This is a genomic window from Staphylococcus ratti, assembly GCF_020883535.1.
In the GTDB taxonomy this organism is placed as follows: Bacteria; Bacillota; Bacilli; order Staphylococcales; family Staphylococcaceae; genus Staphylococcus; species Staphylococcus ratti.
The window spans coordinates 284,342-309,912 of the sequence record NZ_CP086654.1; the positions used below are offsets into that span (position 1 = coordinate 284,342).

A 25,571-nucleotide genomic window follows, 5' to 3' on the forward strand; every position below is an offset into this window, starting at 1 on the left:
CTGTGAAACTTTTACTGAACAATTAAATACATCTGCTAAAGGAGATTGGGTAACAGCTGCTAATAAAGAAATGGAAGCAATTCATCAAAAAATAAAAAAACTTCCAGAAATTTAATACATAGAAGTATTGTGCTCATTTTGTGGAGAATCTATAGCGTGAAAGTTAAACCATCGCTTCATCGTAAAATTAGACAAAGCAAGTTATCGTATTACTAAATATCACTTCAATCATTCTTCTAAAAAACACTATATAGCGCTCCTCGAAAGTCACGGACTTCAAGTGGTACATTTTTTAGAAAAAAACAATCTTTGTAGTAAATAATCGTCTTTTAGTTGTTCACATTGTATAATACATGTGAATAGGAAAAGATAAAGGAGCATTCTATTATGAATTTTGAAAAATACATTGATCATACTTTATTAAAGCCGGAGTCGACACGTGCGCAAATCGACAAAATTATCGAAGAAGCGAAATCGTATCATTTTAAATCTATTTGTGTGAATCCAACGCATGTGGCATACGCGCATGAACAGTTGGCGGATTCAGATGTACTTGTTTGTACTGTGATCGGATTCCCATTAGGCGCAAATACACCTGAGGTTAAAGCGTTTGAAACAAAAAACGCGATTGAGAACGGTGCGGACGAAATTGATATGGTCATTAACATTGGCGCATTAAAAGATGGCCGTGATGACGATGTTCAAAAAGATATTGAAGCCGTTGTGAATGCTGCAAATGGTAAAACGGTAAAAGTAATTATTGAAACAACGTTATTAACAGATGATGAAAAAGTGAAAGCATGTGAATTGGCTAAAGCTGCAAAAGCGACATTCGTGAAAACATCGACAGGTTTTGCTGGCGGTGGCGCGACAGTTGAAGATGTTAAATTAATGAAAGCGACTGTTGGAGAAGCACTAGAAGTTAAAGCTTCAGGTGGCGTGCGTAACTTAGAAGATTTTAAAGCAATGATTGATGCAGGTGCAACACGCATTGGTGCGAGTGCAGGCGTTCAAATTATGCAAGGTTTGGAATCAGACTCAGACTACTAAGGTAAACCTTAAGACACACAAGAGGAGTGATTAATATGGCAACATTTAACCGTGTACATTTAATCGTCATGGACTCTGTTGGTATCGGTGAAGCCCCAGATGCTGACAAATTTGGTGATAAAGGGGCACATACATTACGTCACGCATTACAAGATTTTGACCAAGAATTGCCAAACTTACAAAAATTAGGTTTGGGTAACATCGATGATTTACCAGTTATTGATCGTGTGGAAAATCCACAGGCATATTATCATAAACTTAGCGAAGCTTCAGTCGGAAAAGATACAATGACAGGTCATTGGGAAATTATGGGTCTAAATATTACGCAACCGTTTAAAGTATATCCTAATGGTTTTCCAGAGGAGCTTGTTAATGAAATTGAAACAATGACGGGGCGCAAAGTCGTGGCGAATTGCCCAGCTTCAGGTACACAAATTATTGATGAGTGGGGCGAACATCAGATGAAGACGGGAGATTTGATAGTATATACATCTGCAGACCCGGTACTTCAAATTGCGGCACACGAAGACATTATTCCGCTAGAAGAGTTATATGATATTTGTGAAAAAGTACGAGAACTTACAAAAGACCCTAAATATTTAATTGGTCGTATTATCGCCCGTCCATATGTTGGCGAACCTGGCAATTTTACGCGTACAAGTAACCGCCATGATTATGCGTTAAAACCATTTGGTAAGACGGTCATGAACGCGTTAAAAGAGGACAATTATGATGTGATTGCGCTAGGTAAGATTAACGATATTTATGACGGCGAAGGTGTAACAGAAGCTGTACGTACGAAAAGCAACATGGACGGTATGGATCAGTTGAATAAAGTCGTTCAAAAAGATTTCAAAGGGTTAAGTTTCTTAAACTTAGTGGACTTTGATGCGCTGTATGGCCATCGTCGTAATCAATTAGGTTATGCGCAAGCGATTAAAGATTTTGATGAGCGCTTGCCAGAATTACTTGGTCATATGCGTGAAGATGATTTGTTAATTATAACAGCAGACCACGGTAATGATCCTACGGCAAAAGGAACAGATCACACACGTGAATACATTCCTGTATTATGGTATAGCCCTAAATTTAAAGGCGGTAAGGCACTTGAAGACGATACAACGTTTAGTTCTATCGGTGCAACCATTGCAGAGAATTTCGGAGTTAAAGCACCCGAATTTGGCCGAAGTTATTTAAGTGAATTAAAATAAACACAATGAAACAGGGAGAGGGACAGTGAAAGTTCTTCCCCTGTTTTTGTATGTTGAATTGAAAAGAGGTATGGGACATCGATAAAAGTTGTCCCATACCTCTGATGTGTTAAATATTAAGATTTCACTACTTCTTGGCCACGCTTATTCCAAGTGAAAATAAAACTTAACATAGCGAGTATACTAATTCCTGTTAATAACATGAAACCAGCATCCCAACTGAATTGATCAACAATCAACCCCATAATGATATTAGCCATAACAGCCCCGCCTAAGTAACCGAATAAACCTGTTAATCCAGCGGCAGTACCTGCTGCTTTTTTCGGTACATAATCTAAAGCTTGTAGACCAATCAACATTACAGGACCGTAAATTAAAAAACCAATCGCAATGAGTGCGATGTTGTCTACTAGAGGATTTCCTGCAGGATTAAGCCAATAAACAATAACGGCTATTGTTACGCCTAACATAAAGATAAAGCCTGCTGGTCCACGACGACCTTTGAAGACTTTGTCAGAGATGTAACCACATAAAAGTGTGCCAGGAATACCTGCCCACTCATAAAGGAAGTAAGCCCAACCTGAAGCTTTTAAATCGAACCCTTTTTCTTCACTTAAAAAGGTTGGTGCCCAGTCTAATACACCATAACGTACGAAATAAACGAATATATTCGCAATGGCAATCATCCAAACCCATTTATTGTTCAATACGTATTTAAAAAGGATTTCTTTTGTGGTTAATTCCTTTTCTAACGTTTGATGAGAGTGGTCAGGGTAGTCATTTCGATGTGCCTCAATAGGAGGTAAACCCATAGATTGTGGTGTATCTCTTACAAGAAGGTAAGAGAAAAATGCGATCACAAGTGCCACTAATGCAGGATAAATGAACGCACCTTCAAAGCCTTTCAAATAGCCAAATGATAATGTTCCTGTTAAAGAAATCCCTGCGAGAGCAATCGGTGCCATTAAGCCGCCACCTACGTTATGTGCAACATTCCAAATTGCTGTTTTACCGCCACGTTCCCGTACACTAAACCAGTGGACGAGTACACGCCCTGACGGTGGCCAACCCATGCCTTGGAACCAGCCATTTAAAAATAGCATGATGAACATGATCAATACACTAGATGTCAGTGCCGGGATGAAGCCCATAAGTAAGTTTACGATAGCAGTTAGGACAAGTCCGAGTGTGAGGAAAGTCCTGGCGTTACTACGGTCACTCACGGTTCCCATAATAAATTTACTGAAGCCATAAGCGATAGAAATTGCAGAGAGTGCAAAGCCGAGATCGGTTTTACTGAAGCCTTCTGCAATCAATGCAGGCATAGCAAGCGAAAAGTTTTTTCTTAATAAGTAATATCCAGCATAACCGAGAAATATACCTAAAAAGACTTGGAATCTCAGTTTTTTATATGTATCGTCAACCTGTTCTGCTGGAATGGGTTTGATATGTTTGGCAGGTTTTAAAAAGTTTGCCATAATGTAACCTCCGATGTCTAAAATAATATGAAAGCGTTTGCGTGTAATTTAATAATAGTTATTCGTAATTTTAATGTCAACAAACTTTTTTAACATAATTATAAAGTTTAAATCCTTTTAAATACAAAGAAGTGGAACAACGAAATCATAACGACTGCTGTTCCACTTAAATGTGTACAAAGTGAGCATTGAAAAGGGGTCATCATATCGATACGCACTTTATTGAACTACCGAATAAAATAAAAGTTTATAGGTGTGCATTTCTATTCTTTTAGGTAATCGAACGGTATAATTTTTGATATTGAATATAGCCAGATAAGTAGTGTTCAATATCGTCAATACGCACGCGGTAGCCGTGATGTTTAATGAAAAAACTGCCGAGTATACTTTTCGGATTTTTGAAATACATTGCAACTTCAGGATAGAAATAACCTGCCCGTTGATAATTTGCGCGATGATGGAGCGTTTCAACTAAAAATGATTCATTAATATGTGTATTGACCACATTTTCAAAACCGAGTGATTTGGCTTGTTCGATAAGTTGGTATGTTGTCGTTAACATTTCCAAAAATGTCGGAAATGTCGTTTCACGATGGTAAATAAATTTTAAGTAATGTGAGATGTTTTTTAAACCAAACTTAATGTAGCGGGCTTCAGGGCGTATTTTGATTAATTCGTTTGTACAATAACTTAACCAATGGTCGTGATATTGCCAGTAATTTTGGGACATGAATTTCTCAAATAATAGCGTCACAGTATCTAGCCATTTTGGATTTTGATCGAGCTGATATAAGCGCAACAAAGCAAGAGCAGCTTCGCCATCATAATAAATGATACGATGTTTTTCTTTAATAGTAAGATCAGGATAGTTGAGCACGTGAATGGTTTCTAGCGTTTGAGGATCAATCATCGTTAGTATCCCTTCAGCCACTTTTTGAGCACGGTGTAATAGTTCTGGATGAGGCTCACTATGTTTCAAATATTCTACGACTGCGAAAATATAAGCAGCATTTTGTCCAAGTTTTATTTCATTAATCTCACGTGTATCATCAAAAATATATGCAACTTCACCACAATCGTAATAAGCATGCTGATGCACGTAATCGAAGGCGTGTTGAATCGGTGTTAAATCTTGTTGAAGATAGGTTAATCCTTCAATAAGGGCATAAGTCGATGAACAATGCCTTAACATGTTATAAAAGCTTATTTTTCTATCAAAGTGGGGAAAACGACCGTAATTGTATTTTCCGTTTGGACCTAGTTCATTTTTTAAATAGTGTGTCGCAGTTGTAATCATCGTTTCGATTTCGCTATGTAAATTTGTTGTTTTTCGAACACCTTTATTGCCACCTGATGTTTCCAGTTCGTAATAATCTTCTGGCGTGAGTAAATAGCCACATGTTTGAAAGCGTATGACATTTTGGTGTTGGTATTGCTCAATTGTAAACGGTTTTTTTACTTGTGTATAATGCTTTAAATAATGATTGATATTATTCACTGCGAGTTCGAGTGAGGTGTGATCTTTACCTTTTTGAGGGCGCACAAACGCGTTAGCATTTATCACTTCTGGTAAAAATGAGATTAACCATTTCGAGTCAAAACTAACCCCGAAATCGATATAATTACGTCTCGTATTTAACATTTCTGCCAACACATCTTTAAAAGGCAGCTGTTCTTCTTGAGTAACGAAATCTACTTTGACCCATTCTGGCCATATACCTGTACGTGATTTGAACTTTTTAAGTGTTTGTGTAAGTTCTTTTGTTAAATTTCGTGATTTTTTAATATGTTTAATGGTTGCTTTTGAATGTGGTGTGCCTAAACTTATAAAAACATGGCGGCTTAAAGGCGCAACTGCGGCTTCAAATTTCTTCAATACTGTATCAAACATGCGAACCTCCATCTGAATATGTATTATAGGGAGTGGGACAGAAATCTATTTGATTTCGTTGTCCCACCCCCACAAGGCTGACTAGGGTTGAAACGAGCTGCTAAGAGAAGTTTCAATCCAGACAGCTACTGTGACTTATTAACTGTTATTCTCTCATTAAATGCGGGACAGAAATCTATTTGATTTCTGTCCTGCCCCCACAAGGCTGACTAGGGTTGAAATGAGCTAGTAAGCGAAGTTTCAATCCAGACAGCTACTGTGACTTATTAACTGTTATTCTCTCATTAAATGTGGGACAGAAATCTATTTGATTTCGTTGTCCCACCCCGACAAGGGAAACGAGCTAGTAAGCGAAGTTTCAATCCAGACAGCTACTGTGCTTATTAGCAGTTACCTTCTCATTATAGAAGTGGGACAGAAATCTATATGATTTCTGTCCCGCCCCCACAAGGCTGACTAGGATTGAAAGGCGCTTGAAAAGCGCACATTCAATTCAGACAGCTACTGTGTTAATTAAAATAATGCACAGTATTTGATTTCATTGTCATGAGACCTATTATTTTATGATTTATCTTTGTTGCCTTTTCTTCTAAATAATAATAACGAACCTAGACCAGCGAAAAGTGTGCTAATAAGTGTTGTAGAGGCCTTTTCTTGACCTGTTTCTGGTAAGGTATCTTTCCCTTTAGTAACGTGATGTTTTTGAGGGGAACCTGGGTGGTTATTGTGAGATGAAGCATCCGCTACACCGTCATGATCTGAATCAGCGTCGGCGTCAGCATCAGCATCAGCGTCGGCATCAGCATCGGCATCAGCATCAGCATCGGCATCGGCGTCAGCATCGGCATCAGCGTCGGCATCAGCATCGGCGTCAGCATCGGCATCCGCATCGGCATCCGCATCGGCATCAGCGTCGGCGTCGGCATCAGCGTCGGCGTCGGCATCAGCGTCGGCGTCGGCATCGGCATCAGCGTCGGCGTCAGCATCAGCATCAGCGTCGGCGTCAGCATCGGCATCCGCGTCAGCATCGGCATCGGCATCCGCGTCAGCATCGGCATCGGCATCCGCGTCAGCATCGGCATCGGCATCAGTGTCGGCATCAGCGTCAGCATCGGCATCAGCGTCGGCGTCAGCATCGGCATCAGCGTCAGCGTCAGCATCCGCATCAGTATCGTCGCCGTCACCTGAACCCGAACCATCTTTAACGATATTCATGTTATCCCAAGTGTAATAACTATGATTATAACCAGAAGCATCTGTATTTTCTTCTCTAACACGTGTTCTTACGTCTTTACCACTATTGTCATAGTGACCATCTACTAATACAACATATGTTTTATTCGTATTACCGAATTTAATAGTCATTGTGTTGTTGCCGTTATCAACAATGTAAGGAGCGATATCGTTCGTTACGTCAATAAGGTTAGAATCTTGTGGGTCCACATAATAACTATCTGTGAGTTTACTTTTGTCAACAACTTCGTAAACACGTAATTTTGTGTTTTGACCATTGATTAAAGTACTACTTTGCGTTGGGTCATCATGATAACCTTGCAACGTTACGCTTGAGTTGTATAAATCATGGCCTTTTGGATTAACGTAAATCGACTGTTTGTATTCATTTGCACCTGAATGTGTATCGATGTCAGTAATGAATGACGTTACGTTAGCACCGTTAGACCCAGGTTGACCTTGCGCATAGTCACCATAATTGATGTCAACATTTGAATCAAACTCTTCGCCAGCGATATTGAATTTGACTGGATACGTGCCACTTTTTGGTGTGTTTTTACGGTCTGTAAAAATTGGTGTTTCAAAGGCACCTGTGATATTCGATTTACCATTTACGAAGTCTGTAAATGTATATGTTACAACCTTTTTAGATGTATCGTACACACCTGTAGCAACGACTTGACCTTGGCTATTCGTAAGGTTTGCCATTTTCATTTGATTGTTTAAGTTACTATAATCCACATCACCATCAAGTGATAAATGTTGAGGTACGATAAATGTGAAACGGTCTCCAGAACGGATTGTACCTTCTACTTTAAATTTAGCAGACATTGTTGAGTGACCACTGTTATTTGGATTAAAGCCTTTGTCATCAAATTTAAAATCTGTGACTTTAACTTTATCGTTAACATTTTGTCCTGTAGCTGCTGCGGCACGCATAACAGGTTGTTTTTGAGCTGAAAGTGTACGTGCAGCTTGTGGTTCAGCTTTTGTTTCAGTTTTTTGAGCATTAGCGTCAGTTGCTTTAGCTTTAGGCGCATCTGCATTAGTAGTTTCAGCTTTTTGAGCATCGGCGTCAGTTGCTTCAGCTTTAGGCGCATCTACATTAGCAGTTTCAGCTTTTTGAGCATTAGCATCAGTTGCTTCAGCTTTAGGTGCATCTGCATTAGTAGTTTCAGCTTTTTGAGCATCGGCGTCAGTTGCTTGAGCTTCAGACGCATCTACATTAGCAGTTTCATCTTTAGATGCATCAGTAGCTGTTGCTTCTGTTTTTTGTGCATCCGTATTATCAGTTTCTGCTTTTGGAGTTGTAGGTTGCGTTGATTTTGTTTCAGAAACGCTTGGCGCAGCCTCGTTTGCTGTATTTTGACTTGACGTATTGTCAGTTGTGTTTTCTGATACGGGTTGAGTGCTAGATGCTTTTGGCGTTGTCGCAGCTGGAGATTCTGACGCAGCGACGGAAGATTTAGAAGTCTCATTATTGCTAGATGTCTCGGATGAGGCCTCTGTATTTTCTGATGATGCTGTATCTGAGCCTAATTCGCTCGCATTTGCTTCGTCGCCAATCCCAAAGTATAAAGCACTACCTACAATGATGGATGCTGTTCCTACTGAAAAGCGTCGAATTGCATACTTATTTACTTTGTTTTTGGAAAAACCGGAATTTTTCAAACGTATCCACTCCTTAAAAAATAGTATAAAAGTTAGTATATTTTCATATACTCGTACTATACTAACATAATCATTTATACCCAGAAATAGTTAATTTAAATTAAAAAAGAGACTTTTTAATAATAATAAATATTTTTAATTGACACATATAAGGGATTGTTGTAGTTACGGTTGTCATCCGCTATTTATCACAGTAATAGAGTATCGCGTTATTAAGTTAGCACTTTAATTTGTTGAAGTAACCGAAGCTCTAATGTAGTGTGAAAGGAGTGGGAAAGTATATTTTTACATTGTCTTTCCAAAAAATAATGCAATATAAAAGCGCCCTAAGTTGATTTGAAGAGGGCGCTAAAAATACTTAAATTTTAGGGATATATTCGTGTACTTCTAAATAATGGAGAATGGTATTGACCGCTTCTTCTATTGTTTGCTGCTCTGTGTCAATCGTAATTTCTGGAGATTCAGGGGCTTCATACGGCGCACTAATACCTGTGAATTCCGGGATATCACCACGACGTGCTTTTTGATATAACCCTTTTGGGTCGCGCGATTCACACGTTTCAATAGAAGCTTTCGTATAGATTTCTATAAATTCACTTGATTCAACAATTTCTCGGGCATGCGCTCGATCCTCTTTGTAAGGTGAGATGAAAGCAGTCAATGTCAAAAGACCTGCATCGATCATTAATTTGCTTACTTCGGCTATGCGTCTAATGTTTTCTTGTCGATCTTCTGGACTGAACCCAAGATTTTGATTCAAACCATGGCGGACATTATCGCCATCTAAACGGTAGGTATTTATGCCACGTTCAAAAAGCGCTTTTTCTAGCGCAACGGACAATGTTGATTTACCTGAACCTGAGAGTCCTGTAAACCAAAGCACAGCACTTTTATGTTGAAAGCGTGCTTGTCGATCTGTTTTTTGTATTTCAGATGCATGCCAAGTAATAGCGTTAGCGTGACGCATTGTTAAGACCTCCTATTTTGAGTTTTGCAATCCTTTTATTAAAACTTGAGCCACTTCTGGCCGAGAAAAAGTTTCTGGTAAAGGTTCGCCATTTCGTAATTTTTCACGTACTTTTGTGCCGCTTAAGTGTAAATGATGTGTACGATCATGTGGACATGTTTTCGCGGTTGCCATGTTACCGCAAGTTTCACAATAAAAAGCGTGTTCAAATTTTAAAATTTGAATGCCAAGTTCTGCTTCAAATTGACTTATAAATTCTTGTGCTTCATATGTTCCATAATAATCACCGACGCCGGCATGATCGCGACCTACAATAAAATGCGTACAGCCATAGTTTTTTCGTACTGTCGCATGTAACACTGCTTCACGTGGGCCCGCATAACGCATTGCTGCAGGATAAATGACTAAACGTGCTCGGTGTTCTGGATAATAATGTTTTAAAATAACTTGATAACTTTCCATGCGTACGTCAGCAGGGATATCATCGGACTTCGTTTCGCCAACGAGGGGATTTAACAATAACCCATCTACAATTTCTAGTGCACATTTTTGAATATATTCATGAGCACGATGAACAGGGTTACGTGTTTGGAATCCTACGACGGTTTTCCAACCTAATGTTTTGAAAAGTGCGCGCGTTTCTTTAGGGTCAAGGTGAAAATCTGTAAATGCATCGTGTTTAGGACGATGGATTAAATGGATAGGTCCTGCCAAGTAGACAGCACCCTTGTCGTAAACTTTTTTGACACCAGGATGCGCTTCATCTGTCGTTCCATATACGAGCTTTGCTTCTTTTGTTTTGTCGTAGTGATACTTCTCTGTTAATTCAAGTATCCCGTATAATACGTGATCTTCACCGTAAAGTGCGACTTTTTGACCAATGTCCAATGTATCAGCTTTATCTTGTGAAACAGGTAAAGTAATAGGAATACTCCATACAAGACCATTATCAAGGTGTACATTTTCGATGACGTTAAGATAATCTTTTTCTCCCATAAATCCGGTAAGAGGACTGAAACCACCAATGCCGATAAGTTCGAGATCGGACAAACTCCAAGCATCAAGAGTAACGCTTGGAAGTTCGTGTGCGCTATCTAACCATACTTGGCGTTGTTCAGCTGAAACTTCACGATTAATTAAAGTGCCGCCATGCGCTTCAATCGTTTGAACGTTTTTTTGATTTGACAATGTGTATCCCTCCATTAATTTAATTCAGATGACTTCGTGTACGTTTTGAAAAAGCCACCTTTTTATTTTTAAAAGTAATGATTAAAATAAGTAGGATAAATAAAACGATGATGCCTATACGAAAAATATGAACGACATGAGTATCGACTTCAAAGTAATGCATGAGAGCATTACTATTGGTATAAATAATTAAACCACTGACTGCCATCGCTAAAATATTCACAGGTAAAATTTTAACGAGATACGCCGCAATCGGCGCGGCTACAATACCGCCTAACGCAAGTGCCAAAACGGTCCTCCAATGAATATTTCCGAATCCTAAAAAAATGATGAAACTTACAGACGCTGAGAGTGTAACGAAAAATTCGCTTGCTGATACTGTCCCGATCGCATAACGTGGTTCGATTTTTTTACTCGACAAGAGTAAGGGCGTATTGACTGGTCCCCAACCGCCGCCGCCAATCGCATCTAAAAATCCAGCGATAACACCTTGAGGTATCATCCAACGTCTTTTTGGAAACGTACTGTTGGAAGAAGTGTTGGGATGATTTCTTTTAAAAAGAAATTGGTAAAGTATGTACACGACCATTGAAAGTAAAAATACAGATATATATGGACGTACAATATCGCTATGAATCACCGACAAAAAAGCTGCGCCAATAAAGGCAGCAATTGCTCCGGGCAATGCAAGATGCCACATAGTAGGGTAATGCACATTCTTAAATTTAAGATGAGCGGTTCCAGAAACGAACGTGGTAGCAATTTGCGAAAAGTGGACCGTTGCGGAAACCACTGCGGGCGCGATGCCGAATGTGAGTAAAATGGAAGACGATGACGCACCGAATCCCATACCAAGAGAACCGTCTACGAGTTGTGCAACAAAACCTGCTAGCGCAAAAATGAGGAGCTTTTGCATTTATAATCCCTCCCTTATCGAACGTTGTAATGAAGTTAAAGCGTTTGTTCTAGCGATAGAGTGCATGCATTTTCTTCAAACCAACTTAACTCGTCTCTTAACTTAACGACTTCTCCAACGACAATCATAGCAGGATTTTGAATATGGCTTGCACGTGTCTGAATGGTAGTTAATGTACCTGTGACAGTTTGTTGTTGATCTATTGTACCTAAATGGACAAGCGCGACAGGGGTGTCTTTGTTGCGACCGTTTTGAATGAGTAAGTTACAAATTTCCGGTAATTTTTTGACGCCCATATAGATACATAATGTTTCTGGTCCTTGTGCTAAATGTTCCCAGTGCGTGTTTTTATCTATTCCTTCTTGCGTAACTGCTGTGACAAAAGCGACGGATGAACTGTAATCCCGATGGGTGACGGGAATGCCTGCATAAGAAGGGGCTGCAATGCCTGAAGTAACGCCGGGAACAATCTCAAATGGAATATGATGCCGGTTTAAAATTTGTGCTTCTTCACCGCCTCGACCAAATACAAAAGGATCGCCTCCTTTTAGTCTCGTGACAGTATGTCCTTTTTGTGCTAACGTCACCATTAATTTATTGATTTCTTCTTGTGGCAATGAATGATGATAAGGATCTTTGCCACAATAGAAAAATTTAGTATGTTTTGAGGCATAATTAAGTAATGTTTTATTTACGAGCCGGTCGTATAAGATGACGTCGGCGTTTTGAATGGCTTTCATGCCTTTGACGGTAATTAAATCGGGGTCACCAGGACCAGCACCAACGATAAATACTTTTCCCATAGCCACGCCTCCTTTACTTAATATTGCTATGAAAATCTTGACCATCATGTGTTTTTTCAATAATCCCTGCGCGAATAACGAAGTCTCCAAAGCGTTCATCAGCTTGTTTTTCTTTGCTATATTGCATTAAAATTGGACGTAAACTGTTTAATATTTCTTCTTCACCAACGTTTTCTTTATAAAGTTTGTTTAAGCGAAGTCCGTTGAAACCACCACCAAGATAAAGGTTATATTTGCCAGGGCCTTTTCCGATAAAACCAATTTCCGCAAGCGCCGGACGCGCACAGCCATTTGGACAACCGGTCATACGTATAGTGATTTCTTCTTCACGTAGTCCAGCTTCATCAAGAGTATCTTCAATTTTAGAAAGTAGAGAAGGAAGATACCGCTCAGATTCTGCCATGGCTAAACCACACGTAGGAAAGGCGACACAAGCCATAGAATTGCGACGTAAACCACTGTTATGATGACCATCTGAAAGGTGATATGTTTCGATAATACGTTCGACTTTTGGTTTGATTTTCGGGGAAATATTCGCTATGACAAGGTTTTGATTAGGCGATAAAATAAATTCTCCTGTATGAATATCAGCAATTTCACGTAAAGCCGTTTTCAGTTTGTAGTCTTCTGTATCTTTGACACGACCATTTTGAATAAATAAAGTGAAGTGCCAGTTGCCGTTACCTTCAGTCCATCCGTAACGGTCTCCGTTATGTTCAAAGTTGAAATCTCGGGCATCTTCTAAGGAATAACCTAAACGCGTATTTAATTCATCAATGACTTTTTCAACACCTAAACGGTCTACAGTATATTTAAAACGAGCTTGTTTGCGTTCTTGTCGGTCACCATAATCACGTTGGATGGTTACAATCTTTTCACATACATCGACAATGTTCTCTTTTTCCACATAGCCGATCACTTTACCAATTTGTGGATATGTCCGCGTGTCGCCATGCGTCATGCCCATACCTCCGCCAATAACGATGTTAAAGCCAACCAGTTCCTCGTTTTCAATAATCCCAATAAGCCCGATATCTTGTGAATATACATCAATATCATTAGAAGGTGGGACAGCGATACCAATTTTAAATTTACGAGGCAAGTAACGTTTACCGTAAATAGGTTCTATTTCTTCTTGAGTATTTAATATTTTTTCGCCATCGAGCCAAATCTCATGATACGCACCTGTTTGAGGTAATAAATGATTGCTGATAGCTGTTGCGTAGTCATTAACTTCTTTTTGAACGTTGGATTGGTAAGGATTTGGGTTACACATCACGTTACGATTTACGTCGCCGCAAGCTGCGATTGAGTCTAAAACAGCTTTATTAATGCGTTGCATAGACGTTTTCAAATGGCGTTTTAAAATACCATGAAATTGAAAAGCTTGGCGTGTTGTTAATTTTAAAGTGCCATTCGCATATTGATTTGAAATGTCATCCATCGCTTTCCATTGTTCAGGCGTAGCAGCGCCACCAGGGACACGAACACGAATCATAAAACTGTATGCAGGTTCTAGCTTTTGTTTTCGACGTTCATCGCGTAAATCACGATTATCTTGCATATAACTGCCGTGAAATTTTAATAATTTTGTATCATCTTCTGAAATTGCCCCTGTTAAAGGATCGTTTAGTCCTTCTATAATCGTGCCGCGGAGATAGTTGCTATGGTATTTAATGAATTCCATTGCATCTAGCTTTTCATCTAGTTCTTGCGCAATTTGGGTATGATCTTTTGCCATGTTTCTCATCCTTTCACACTGTGCTTTTGTATGTCGAATCCTGTTAAGTTTAATAAACGTCGCGTTGATAGCGCTTATCTTTTTTCAATTGTTTTAATACATCATCTGCTTCTTGTTCTGAAATGTTGCGCGTTTTTGTAATGACTTGAATCATCGTGTCATGAACATCTTTTGCCATATGTTTTTCATCACCACATACATAAATTGCAGCACCCTCTTCAATCCACTGGTTAAAGCTATCAGCATGTTCAAGAATACGTTGTTGTACGTAGACTTTTTCGTCTGTATCACGCGAGAATGCAACATCTAGTTTTTCTAAATAGCCATCTTTCAACCAAGTTTGCCACTCTGTTTGGTATAAGAAGTCTGTCGTAAAATGTTGTTCGCCAAAGAAGAGCCATGTATTTCCTTTCCAATCCCATTCTTCTCGATCTTGGAGATGGGCTCGAAATGGTGCGACGCCAGTTCCAGGACCAATCATAATCACTTTCTGATCCGGATTATTTGGAAATTTAAAGTTTGGATTATGTTTTAAATAAACAGGGACCGTGTCGCCTGGTTGTAAACGTTCGGCAAAGTGAATGGAACACACACCGTAACGTTCTCTTCCATGAGCTTCATAGCGTACAGCACCTACAGTAAGATGGACTTCGCTAGGTTCTAAAGCGTAACTACTTGAAATAGAGTATTCACGTGGTGGAAGTTTTCTTAAAACATGATAGACATGTTCAGGTGCGAAGTCTGTGGTCACAAAATCATTCAATAAATCGATGAAATCTCGTCCTTCAATATAATCCCGAGCTTCTGCTTGGTTTTCAGAAAGTGCAGTTAACTCATCATTGCCGAAATGAAGTGCCGCTTTTTGTAGGAGTGGCACGGTTAACTTTGAAATTTCAAAATGATGTGTCAACGCTTCGATTAATGGTAAGGTGTCGCCGTCGTCATTGATTTTGATGTCAGTATTTTGATCCCAACCGAGCGTTTCGATGAGTTGCTGAACGAGTTCAGGTTTATTTTCAGGCAGAACAACGAGACAATCTCCAGCTTCATATGACTCGTTCATTCCCTCTATTGATAGTTCAATATGACGTGTTTCTTTATTTGACCCTCGGCCATTTAAAGAGATGTTTTCTAAAACTTCAGCATAAAATGGATTGGCTTTTGAGTGAGTCGCTTCACGTTCGTTTTGAATGGTTTCACTTACGAGCTCTTGCGAAGAAGCAGTTTCACTCGTTTGATCATTTAAGGCGTTAATGACGTTGGCTATCCACTTCTCTGCATTTTCTTCGTAATCTACATCACAATCTACACGGTCGTATATACGTGTCGCACCAAGTTCGTTTAACTTTGCGTCAAAATCTTTGCCTGTTTGACAGAAAAATTCATACGTAACATCGCCGAGAGCTAAAACACTATACCGTAAGCCGTCTAGTTTAGGCGCTTTACGACTATGTAAAAATTCATGAAGTTCTAAAGCGTTGTCGGGAGGGTCACCTTCACCTTGTGTAGAGGTAATGATGAGCACATCTTCACACTTTTTGAGTGCTTTTGGTTTAATGTCATCCATCGCTTTAGTAGTGACATCAAAATTGAGCTTTTTTAAGCGTGTTTCAAATAAATTTGCTAGGCCTTGAGCATTACCAGTTTCAGAGCCATACAATAATGTAATGGCTCTTTGAACTTTAGGAGTGTCAGAAGCGGGTGATGTATTTGATATTTGGGCGTTTTGAGTTACATCATCAACTGGTACGTCACTATGCGTGATGTCAGATGTTAAATAACCGCTTAACCAAATTTTTTGATTAGGCGTGAGTTCGGTTAAAAGCGCATTCAGTTGATTGACTTGCGCCTCAGTAAAAGGACTATTCGTTACTTTTAAATTCAATGGTTTCACCTCAGTTAATAAATAAGAATGTTTGAAAAAGACTTGGCATTTAGGCGTTTAGAATACCTAACTTTAGGGACGGGTTGAATGAAGTCCGCATTCCGTTTTCATCGTGCCTTGCCATCTGCCAGCACGTGAATCTTGACCATCAAAAACAGGTGACGTACAAGGCATACAGCCAATACTCGGATAGTTTTCGTCATGAAGTGTGTTATAAGGTAGATGATGTGAGTGGATATAATTCCAAACGTCATCTTCCGTCCAATAAATTAAAGGACAAACTTTTATAGATTTAAAGCGTTCATCTTGATTGATAAATTGCGTATGTGCACGACTTTCTGATTGCGCACGTCGTAAGCCAGAAATCCAAGCAACTGCACCATTTAAGACGTCTTCTAACGGTTTGATTTTTCGAATATAACAGCATAGATTAGGATCGTGTCTCCACAATTCAGGTTGATATTGATGGCTTTGTGCGCGCAACGATAAATCTGGCTTTTTCATTTCGATTTGTAGCTTAGGATAACGACGTTTAACACGTTCAATGAGCTCGTATGTTTCTTGGAAATGTAAATCTGTGTCTAAAAACACAAGCTGTGCATCAGGTTTAACTTGTGAAATCAGATGAATGAGTACCATACTTTCAGCACCAAAGCTACATGCATATACGAGGTGATCGCCATACGTTTCATACGCCCATGTTAGTAAAGGAAGGGCACCTTTTGTTTCGTCGTCACCGAGTGTATGGATGAAAGGATCAGCTTGAAACGTATCGTAGGTAATTTGGTTGGTCATCGTAAATTATGAACCTCCTTCAATAAAACCTATTTACTTAGTCGGAATAATATGTACTTAATTTAACGAGGTTTCGAGATAAAGTCAACCTGTTTTGTCGGATTTAAAAAGAAAAATTCTGAAAATTAAAACGAAAAAGTGCGTGTTAAAGGGGTTTAAAAGTTTATTTTGTACTGAAAATAAAAATAACGATTTTTTTAGAGATAGTACGATAAAAACAGGAGAAAAGAGACAAGCTCACTTTCACAATATAGTAATAGATATGGCGTGAGTTGCTGTTTTGTTATGCGTTATAATGAAGTTGGCAAGACTAAGAAAATAAGAGATTTTAAACGATCTCTTTATGAGGTGATAGTTATGAAAAAACTGATTCAAGAGAAAACACATTTTTTAAACGACATGCTCGACGGTTTGAAAATCACCCATCCTGAACTAGACGTTATCGCGGACGCGGTGGTTGTACGTCAATCTAAGAAACAATCGGGCGTTGCGCTAGTTTCTGGTGGGGGTAGTGGTCATGAGCCAGCGCATGCGGGTTATGTAGCTGAAGGTATGTTAGATGCTGCCGTGTGTGGTGAGGTATTCACATCTCCAACACCAGATAAAGTTTTAGAAGCGATAAAAGCAGTAGATAATGGAGATGGCGTATTACTCATCGTCAAAAATTATGCGGGCGATGTAATGAATTTTGAGATGGCTCAAGAAATGGCTGAAATGGAAGGTATTCGAGTAGAAACTGTGATTGTCAGAGATGATATTGCGATAGATGTTGTAGAACAACGTCGAGGCGTGGCAGGCACGGTGCTTGTACATAAATATGCAGGTTATCTTTCAGAAAGAGGTACTTCTATCACAGAGATTAAGGAAAAAATAGAAGCCTTTTTAGAAGGCGTACGTTCTATTGGTATGGCATTAACACCACCAGCAGTCCCTACGACGGGGCAATATGGGTTTGATATAGAAGACACAGAAATGGAAATTGGTATCGGTATTCACGGGGAAAAAGGTTTAGAGCGCACCGCTGTGGAACCCGTTAAAGCGATTGCCAAACGTTTAATCGAAACGTTAGAAACAGAAGTTACGGCATCCGAATTGGTTGTAATGGTTAATGGCATGGGTGGCACGCCACTTTCTGAATTAAATATCGTTACGAAATATGTGTCAGAAGTACTTGAGGAGAAAGGTAAAACAGTAAAACGTTGGTTTATCGGTGACTATATGACTTCACTTGATATGCAAGGTTTTTCACTCACATTTGCGCCGTATGACAAAGCGGTAGTAGAAGCGTTAAATGCGCCGACTACGAGTCATTATTTCAATAATTAAGGAGGGCATCAAGATGAATGCACAAGAATTGAAAAAACGTTTGCTTGAACTTGCAACGACATTTAAAAAAGAAGAAGCACACTTAACTGAACTCGATCGTGCAATTGGTGACGGTGACCACGGTGTCAATATGTTACGCGGTTTTGAAGCATTGCAAGACAAAATAGACGATCGTTCTATAGAAAGTATTTTAAAATCAACAGGGATGACATTGATGTCTAATATTGGAGGTGCATCCGGGCCGCTTTACGGTTTTAGCTTTGTCAAAATGGCTCAAGTCGCAAAAGAAGACATCGACCATGACGGTTTAGTCGCACTTCTAACAGCATTTTCTGAAGCGATTGCCACAAGAGGAAAGGTGTCTGGAGGCGAAAAAACAATGTATGATGTGATTCACCGTGCTAAGGAAGCAGTCGCACAAGGTGATACAGTAACGCTTGAAACACTCCAACAGTACGCCGAAGATACGAAAGACTTAGTAGCGACAAAAGGACGCGCAGCATATTTTAAAGAAGATTCTAAAGGGCATGTTGATCCCGGGGCACAAAGCATTGTTTATATTTTAAATGCATTGATTGGAGAGGATTAAGATGACCAGTTTAATTATTGTGAGCCACAGTGAAGAGATTGCTGAAGGAACGAAAGCGTTGTTAGGTCAAATGTCACCTAACGTTGATGTCATTGCAGTAGGCGGAGCGAACGGTGAAATAGGAACGTCTTTTGATGCCATTTCAGATGTACTTAATCAACTTGAAAATGATGCATTATGCTTTTTCGATATCGGCTCTGCTGAAATGAATTTAGATATGGCGATTGAAATGTATGCAGGGGCGCATCGCATTGAAAAAGTGGTTGCGCCTATTGTAGAAGGTAGTTTTCTCGCGAGTGTATCTTTGACAACGAATGGTGATTTTGATCAAGCTATCGAAGCGGTAAAAGAAGAATTCGGCCAATCATAAGTGTTAAAGCGGTTTGGATACGAGCGTATAGATTTTTACAGAACTAAGTATCGACAAAAGTATGGTTTAACTTTTGTCGGCGCTCCAAAATTCTGATGGAAACTTTGCTTTTGGAATACGGGTATCGGCTTCTGAATGCATACGTTCGACATGTTCAAACTGCTTTTATTTTGCTTTTAACTTATCACAACTACATATTTTTAATATTTTAATGTGTCAAAAATGTATGTGTGCATTTTAGTTGGTAATGTTATAATGTTGTAAGTGAATAAAGGGTTTGGACATCAAGGGAGACGTCATTGGATGTAAACAAACACCGTAGGAAAGGATATTGAAATGATGCAATTTGTAACATTAACTCCAAAAGAGTTTGAAACATTTTCGAGCACGCATTTTTCACACTATACACAGTCGTTGGCACATGCTTCTTTTCGACAACAACAAGGTGTCGCGCATCTTGTTGGCGTTAAGGGTGCGCAAGGAGAAATTTTAGCTGCATGTTTACTGACTGAAGCACGCTGTTTGAAATATTTTAAGTATTTTTATACGCAACGTGGCCCTATTATGGATTACAAAAACACGGCGCTAGTGGAATTTTTCTTTGCACATTTAACAAAATATTTGAAGCGACGCCGTTGTTTATATGTTTTAACAGATCCATATTTAGTTGAAAATGTTCGAAATGCTAGAGGTGAGATATTACACTCAAATGATAATCGATCTGTAATGAAGGTGATGGAGAAGTTAGGTTATCAACATCAAGGCTATTCAGTTGGTTACTCACCAACTAGTCAAATTCGTTGGTTATCGGTGTTGGATTTGAAGGACAAATCAGAAGATGAATTACTTAAAGAGATGAGCTATCAAACGCGACGTAATATTAAAAAGACGTACGAAATGGGCGTAGAAGTAACAACATTACCTTTTGAACAGACGCCACGTTTTTTCAAATTATTTCGTATGGCTGAAGAAAAACATGGGTTTAAGTTTCGTGATTTACCGTATTTTGAGCAACTTCAACGTATCTATGACGGACGTATCATGTTAAAACTAGCGTATATTGATCTTAGAAAATTGTTGGACACCTATCAACAACGTTTGGGCGAATTAAATCAAGAATATTCACAAGTTGAAGCACTTTTATCAGAAAATGGAAATTCTAAAAAACGAAAACGAAGTATCAACAATTGAAACAACAACTCACAAGTCAAAAGAAAAAAATAGAAGACACTGAAGCGCGCATCGCTTCTGATGGAGACGTCTTAGATTTAGCAGCAGCAGTATACATTTATAATGAACATGAAGTGTACTATTTATCGAGTGGTTCTAACCCAAAATACAACCCATATATGGGCGCTTATCGTTTACAATGGGAAATGATCCAATTTGCGAAAGCACAAGGTATCGACCGTTACAATTTTTATGGTATTACAGGCGACTTTAGTGAAACAGCAGAAGATTATGGCGTGCAACGATTTAAAGAAGGCTTTAATGCACATGTAGAAGAATATATTGGTGATTTTGTAAAACCGATAAAGCCTTTACTTTACCGTATGTATCAAATGTTGGAGCGAAAATAATAAAAAACAATGTAGAGTATTCGTTTAAATTTTTTTACGTAGTGTACAGTCATTTAAAATGATACGTGCACGTTTTAAGTGTGAAATAATATAAAAAAGAAACTGATGAGTAAAGTCGACTTGCTCATCAGTTTCTTTTCTGTCTAGGTAGGGCGTCCTAACCCTATTAGTTGATTTTTTTCACAACTTCGGATTTTAAGCCAATTTGACCAAATCCAGGAATTTTACAATCGATGTCATGGCCATCTTCAGGATCCACAAGTTTAATGTTTTTAACTTTTGTCCCTTGTTTGATAGTGCTTGAAGCACCTTTAACTTTTAAGTCGCGAATAACCGCAACCGTATCACCGTCTTGCAGTTCATTACCATTTGCATCACGAATAATCGCAGCTTCTTCAGCTTCTGCAACAGACTCAGGTGTCCATTCATGCGCACACATAGGACAAACGTAAAGTGCGCCATCTTCGTAAGTGTACTCTGATCCACAACTTGGGCAGTTAGGTAAGGCAGTTGTCATTAATGTGACCTACTTTCTTATTTTAGTGTCTCTATTAATCTAGCATATTTTTGCTTAAATATGTGCATTAATTTTAAGAAAGTATGGCGATAAAAACAATATCGTTTGAAAACTTGGCTTTATAGTTGGTGTGCTAATGAATGGTGACTTAGCATGTAGTGGTCTAAAAAGAAAGCTTAAAATAGCCAACGAAACAGTAGTGTTATGAAATCTTATTTTCAACCGGCGCACTATGTTGCAGTATGACGATTTTATTGTTCAATCGATTCTTTAAGTAAGGAATGTGACGGCATTTACCAAACAAGCGCCATCTATCTGTAAAATAGTCAAAGTAGTTATATTCAGTTTCAATAGATAGTCCGAGTGGTAGGATGTTCATCACTTCAGCTAATCGATTATATCCATATTTAAATTGAGGTTTTGATTCTAATTGAGAGACAGCTTTGTGCCTATGGGTATTTTTCGCAATCAATTTAGAACAGAATTCGATTGCAAATGTTAATTTTTGGTATTTTAAACGAGAGACGATTTTATTGAGTAATTGGGTAATCGTTTGGGCATCAAAGTACATTAAAACACCTTCAAAAATAATAAGCATCTCCATATTGTGTTGATAAAATTCAAATTTTTGCACATCATCCATCCATGTATCATCTAGCATAGACTCCGGAATCATCTTGTATGTGCTAGTTTCTGAAAAAAACTGTTTCCGAATATCGATCACTTCTGGCACGTCTAAATCTATCCATGGTATGTCGTTTAATTCGAGGCGCGTTCTTCTTGTATCTAAACCACAACCGATATTAATAATTAAAGGCTTAGAGGATTGTTTGAGAAACTGACTGACTTGTTGATCCAATAGATATGTACGAACACTAATCCCCACTTGAGTTGGCCAAGAGTTTGAAATATTTTCAAAAGGATAGTCGATCTCTTTGAAGATTTTTTGTGAATGCAAATCTGCAATTATCGGGCTTTTTTCATTAGTTTCGGTTGCTCTATAAGCGAGAGGGATTAACATAGATTCAGGTATCCCATTTAATAATGTCATTGCTGTTTCACTCCTTATAATTGATAATCATTATCAATTATAATATAACAAAATTTCTTTTTGTCAATTTTTTAGTATAGAGAGATTGGGATGCAGTAGTTATTTAAAATATTCAAATGTTTAACAATCTTACTCTTTATATAAATATATTATCGCTTGACAATATTGTATGATTTAAAAATAATATAAATAAAGATTGTCAAAAATTTTAAGAATGTAGGTGAAGGTTATCACTATTTCAATTGTAGTATTCATTATGGCTGCTTTGTTAGTACTTATTGTTTACCTTACAAAATGTAATGCTTTAGTCGCCAATTTTGATATGTCAAAATTGCCTAAGCAATATGTCCAAAAAGGTTGGAATCTGTGGATATTAAGTGCAATGAGTGTGATTATTTCAGCATTATTGGCTATCATTTTGTATGAGATTACAACTAGCGGGTTTGCTTTTACGGTTCCAATTATAGGAATAGCAATTGCAATTTGGGCATTTATTCGTATCCATAAATATATAAAAAAAGCATAATACAAGACGATGGGGGTGGGACAACGAAATCAAATAGATTTCTGTCCCACATCTAAAGAGAAGGTAACTGTAAAAAAGCACAGTAGCTGTCTGGATTGAAACTTCGCTTACTAGCTCGTTTCAACCCTAGTTAGCCTTGTCGGGGTGGGACAACGAAATCAAATAGATTTCTGTCCCACTTCAATAATGAGAAGGTAACTGTAAAAAAGCACAGTAGCTGTCTGGATTGAAATTTCGCTTCACAGCTCGTTTCAACCCTAGTTAGCCTTGTCGGGGCGGGACAACGAAATCAAATAGATTTCTGTCCCGCTTCTATAATGAGAAGGTAACTGTTAAAAAGCACAGTAGCTGTCTGGATTGAAACTTCGCTTACTAGCTCATTTCAACCCTAGTCAGCCTTGTGGGGGCGGGACGACGAAATCAAATAGATTTCTGTCTCACTTCTATAATGAGAAGGTAACTGTAAAAAAGCACAGTAGCTGTCTGGATTGAAATTTCGCTTAGCAGCTCATTTCAACCCTAGTCAGCCTTGTGGGGGCGGGACAACGAAATCAAATAGATTTCTGTCCCGCTTCAATAATGAGAAGGTAACTGTTAAAAAGCACAGTAGCTGTCTGGATTGAAACTTCGCTTAATAGCTCATTTCAACCCTAGTCAGCCTTGTGGGGGCGGGACAACGAAATCAAATAGATTTCTGTCCCGCTTCAATAATGAGAAGGTAACTGTTAAAAAGCACAGTAGCTGTCTGGATTGAAACTTCGCTTAATAGCTCATTTCAACCCTAGTCAGCCTTGTGGGGGCGGGACAACGAAATCAAATAGATTTCTGTCCCGCTCCCTTTGCTTTGTAAATCGTTTCCGTAACACCCACAACATTTCTAGGATATAATAAAGGAGATTTAGATGAAGGAAATGGTGTGTATCAATGATGAAATCAAAAGAATCCAAAAAAGTAAAAAAGTCGTATTTAAAAATCAATCATCAACGTCATGGAATGATAATCGAAACGAGAGATTGGTCCAATCCAGTACTTCTAATTATACATGGTGGACCGGGGTTCCCTTTATATCCGTTTATGAGTGCGCATAATGTTGACTTAACCAAACAATATACGGTAGTGTACTGGGATCATCCTGGAACAGGATTGTCAGGATGGCGCAATGCACCTACCATTCAATCTTTAGTAGACGATGCTTATCAGTTGATTCAATATTTAAGAACTGAATTTCAGCAATCCAAAATTTATTTAATGTGTCATTCATTTGGCACGATTATTGGCACATATTTAGCACACCGATACCCACAATATATTGCGACGTATATTGGTGTCGGACAATTAGGTCATGTGTTAAAGAATGAACACCGTATTTTAAATCAAATTAAAATATTTGCACGTCAAGAAGGTGATCATAAAGGATTAGAATTACTTGAAAAAGTACGTTTGGATTATGATTTTCACGAAAATAAATATTATCAGTTATTGCGTGATTGGTATACTGCACGCTATAAATTAGGGTTTTCGAGTCGAGGATACAGTTTATTTAAAATGATACAAGTCATTTTGAAAACACCAAATTATACGTTATGTGAACGTTTAAATGTTTTACGCAGTGGCATGTTAGGTGCACCACGTCTTTCAAAAGAAATGACACGAACTAACTTGTTAGATATTGCCCAGGAAATATGGGTGCCTGTTGTAATTATACAAGGCGTGCATGATTTACAAACAACGTTAGAAGAAAGCCGTATCTTTTTTGAAAAGTTAGGTTCGCGCTACAAGCGTTATTACTACTTTCAAGACGCAGCACATGCCCCGTTTATCGATGAAACTGAAAAATTTTTATTTATTATGAAAGAAATTATTGACCCTCACGTAACGTGATACTGTAAATTCAAATTATGGAGGTGATGAAATGGAACGCTATACTACAGGTGAAGTCGCAAAATTATGTGGCATATCGACTCGGACGTTGCAATATTACGATGAGCAAGGAATTTTAAAACCTGCAGAAACGAATGACAAACAATATCGTGTATATACCGAGACGGAAATTCAAAAATTGAAAGCGATTTTGTTATTAAAAAAACTGGGTTTTAAGTTGAATGCGATTCGTAAAATTGTTGAAGAAACACATGCATTGCAAACGGTTAAAATTTTGTTGAATGAAAACATGGAACATTTACAAAAAGATATTGAGGAAAAACAAGCGCAGTTGAAGGAGATGAAAACAATGAATAAGATGATTCACGATGAAAGTCTGTCTCCCCTCACTAAACTAAAAGACATTGATACCATTTTGAAAACAGACACTAATTATCCATTTTTAACTTACAAAACGCTAGGGCTTGCTGGAGGCGCTACGATTCTAGAGGTAATAGCTTATTATCAAAGTTATAAGCGAAAAAATGTATGGCCATCTATTATAGGTATTGGTGGTAGCATTGCTGTTGCAGCGTACATTACTCACGATTACTATCACAAAGTAAGTTATATGTGTCCGAACTGCCAGCATGTTTTTAAACCACCATTCAAAACGTGGCTTCTTGCACCACATACGCCACGTACACGAAAGTTAGATTGTCCGAACTGTCAGTTTACAGGTTATTGTTTGGAAGTCGTTGATACGGAAAAATAATGCTCGACGTAGCTTAATTTAAAGGGGATAGGAGCTTTACAAAAGTACGCTTTGGAAAATGAAGAAACACGGTTGTCTTAGCTTGAGCTCATTTTGTATGAAAACGCTTTTAATTTCATGTTGATTCACATCAAACGCTACTATATGA

20 protein-coding genes and 1 pseudogene are annotated in these 25,571 nt (G+C 38.5%); 9 read left to right on the forward strand and 12 right to left on the reverse strand.

Annotated features, from left to right (window positions below):
• The first annotated feature begins 387 nt into the window (after positions 1–387).
• Together deoC and deoB are read left to right on the forward strand one after the other, a co-directional pair.
• A complete protein-coding gene (gene deoC, locus LN051_RS01210; RefSeq protein ID WP_229292814.1) occupies positions 388–1,050 on the forward strand; it encodes a deoxyribose-phosphate aldolase in 663 nt (220 codons plus the stop codon).
• Positions 1,051–1,085: 35 nt separating this feature from the next.
• Positions 1,086–2,261 carry a phosphopentomutase gene (gene deoB, locus LN051_RS01215; protein ID WP_229292815.1) on the forward strand — a complete coding sequence of 392 codons (1,176 nt, stop codon included), beginning with the start codon at positions 1,086–1,088 and terminating at the stop codon, positions 2,259–2,261.
• Positions 2,262–2,377: 116 nt separating this feature from the next.
• Here deoB and glpT read toward each other — a convergent pair whose 3' ends face one another.
• The 10 genes from glpT to LN051_RS01265 all read right to left on the reverse strand — a co-directional run bounded on the left by glpT (position 2,378) and on the right by LN051_RS01265 (position 16,829).
• Positions 2,378–3,739 carry a glycerol-3-phosphate transporter gene (glpT, locus tag LN051_RS01220; protein ID WP_229292816.1) on the reverse strand — a complete coding sequence of 454 codons (1,362 nt, stop codon included), beginning with the start codon at positions 3,737–3,739 and terminating at the stop codon, positions 2,378–2,380.
• Positions 3,740–4,010: 271 nt separating this feature from the next.
• Positions 4,011–5,630 carry a poly(glycerol-phosphate) alpha-glucosyltransferase gene (locus LN051_RS01225; RefSeq protein ID WP_229292817.1) on the reverse strand — a complete coding sequence of 540 codons (1,620 nt, stop codon included), beginning with the start codon at positions 5,628–5,630 and terminating at the stop codon, positions 4,011–4,013.
• Between the two features lie 561 nt (positions 5,631–6,191).
• Entirely contained in the window at positions 6,192–8,534 is a 2,343-nt protein-coding gene (locus LN051_RS01230) for a fibronectin-binding protein FnbA (protein ID WP_229292818.1), read from the reverse strand.
• 358 nt (positions 8,535–8,892) lie between these two features.
• A complete protein-coding gene (gene cysC, locus LN051_RS01235) occupies positions 8,893–9,501 on the reverse strand; it encodes an adenylyl-sulfate kinase (protein WP_229292819.1) in 609 nt (202 codons plus the stop codon).
• A 12-nt stretch (positions 9,502–9,513) separates the two neighbouring features.
• Entirely contained in the window at positions 9,514–10,704 is a 1,191-nt protein-coding gene (gene sat, locus LN051_RS01240) for a sulfate adenylyltransferase (RefSeq protein ID WP_420853981.1), read from the reverse strand.
• Between the two features lie 4 nt (positions 10,705–10,708).
• Positions 10,709–11,605, reverse strand: coding sequence for a sulfite exporter TauE/SafE family protein (locus LN051_RS01245; RefSeq protein WP_229292821.1), 897 nt, complete (start codon positions 11,603–11,605; stop codon positions 10,709–10,711).
• Between the two features lie 35 nt (positions 11,606–11,640).
• On the reverse strand, positions 11,641–12,408 hold the full coding sequence (gene cobA, locus LN051_RS01250) for a uroporphyrinogen-III C-methyltransferase (RefSeq protein ID WP_229292822.1): 768 nt from the start codon (positions 12,406–12,408) through the stop codon (positions 11,641–11,643).
• Positions 12,409–12,421: 13 nt separating this feature from the next.
• Positions 12,422–14,149 (reverse strand): NADPH-dependent assimilatory sulfite reductase hemoprotein subunit, encoded by a 1,728-nt coding sequence (locus tag LN051_RS01255; protein WP_229292823.1) that lies wholly within the window; start codon positions 14,147–14,149, stop codon positions 12,422–12,424.
• A gap of 49 nt (positions 14,150–14,198) precedes the next feature.
• Entirely contained in the window at positions 14,199–16,034 is a 1,836-nt protein-coding gene (locus LN051_RS01260) for an assimilatory sulfite reductase (NADPH) flavoprotein subunit (RefSeq protein WP_229292824.1), read from the reverse strand.
• Positions 16,035–16,106: 72 nt separating this feature from the next.
• Complete coding sequence (locus tag LN051_RS01265; RefSeq protein ID WP_229292825.1) at positions 16,107–16,829, reverse strand: phosphoadenylyl-sulfate reductase; 723 nt, start codon at positions 16,827–16,829, stop codon at positions 16,107–16,109.
• A gap of 357 nt (positions 16,830–17,186) precedes the next feature.
• Between LN051_RS01265 and dhaK the strand changes: the two genes are divergently transcribed.
• The 4 genes and pseudogenes from dhaK to LN051_RS01285 all read left to right on the forward strand — a co-directional run bounded on the left by dhaK (position 17,187) and on the right by LN051_RS01285 (position 20,694).
• Positions 17,187–18,155 carry a dihydroxyacetone kinase subunit DhaK gene (dhaK, locus tag LN051_RS01270; protein ID WP_229292826.1) on the forward strand — a complete coding sequence of 323 codons (969 nt, stop codon included), beginning with the start codon at positions 17,187–17,189 and terminating at the stop codon, positions 18,153–18,155.
• A gap of 13 nt (positions 18,156–18,168) precedes the next feature.
• Positions 18,169–18,744, forward strand: coding sequence for a dihydroxyacetone kinase subunit DhaL (gene dhaL, locus LN051_RS01275; RefSeq protein WP_229292827.1), 576 nt, complete (start codon positions 18,169–18,171; stop codon positions 18,742–18,744).
• 1 nt (position 18,745) lies between these two features.
• Positions 18,746–19,114 carry a dihydroxyacetone kinase phosphoryl donor subunit DhaM gene (gene dhaM, locus LN051_RS01280; protein WP_229292828.1) on the forward strand — a complete coding sequence of 123 codons (369 nt, stop codon included), beginning with the start codon at positions 18,746–18,748 and terminating at the stop codon, positions 19,112–19,114.
• 339 nt (positions 19,115–19,453) lie between these two features.
• Positions 19,454–20,694, forward strand: a pseudogene (locus tag LN051_RS01285) (aminoacyltransferase).
• A 166-nt stretch (positions 20,695–20,860) separates the two neighbouring features.
• Here the strand turns inward: LN051_RS01285 and LN051_RS01290 are convergent.
• Positions 20,861–21,211 (reverse strand): zinc ribbon domain-containing protein YjdM, encoded by a 351-nt coding sequence (locus LN051_RS01290; protein WP_229292829.1) that lies wholly within the window; start codon positions 21,209–21,211, stop codon positions 20,861–20,863.
• A gap of 202 nt (positions 21,212–21,413) precedes the next feature.
• A complete protein-coding gene (locus tag LN051_RS01295; protein WP_229292830.1) occupies positions 21,414–22,262 on the reverse strand; it encodes a class I SAM-dependent methyltransferase in 849 nt (282 codons plus the stop codon).
• 256 nt (positions 22,263–22,518) lie between these two features.
• Here LN051_RS01295 and LN051_RS01300 point away from each other — a divergent pair, with 256 nt between their 5' ends.
• From LN051_RS01300 to LN051_RS01310, 3 genes are all read left to right on the forward strand, one after another.
• Positions 22,519–22,788: a hypothetical protein gene (locus LN051_RS01300; RefSeq protein ID WP_229292831.1), complete on the forward strand. Its 270-nt coding sequence runs from the start codon at positions 22,519–22,521 to the stop codon at positions 22,786–22,788.
• 924 nt (positions 22,789–23,712) lie between these two features.
• On the forward strand, positions 23,713–24,669 hold the full coding sequence (locus tag LN051_RS01305) for an alpha/beta hydrolase (protein ID WP_229292832.1): 957 nt from the start codon (positions 23,713–23,715) through the stop codon (positions 24,667–24,669).
• Between the two features lie 31 nt (positions 24,670–24,700).
• Positions 24,701–25,423, forward strand: coding sequence for a MerR family transcriptional regulator (locus LN051_RS01310; RefSeq protein ID WP_229292833.1), 723 nt, complete (start codon positions 24,701–24,703; stop codon positions 25,421–25,423).
• Positions 25,424–25,571 lie beyond the last annotated feature (148 nt).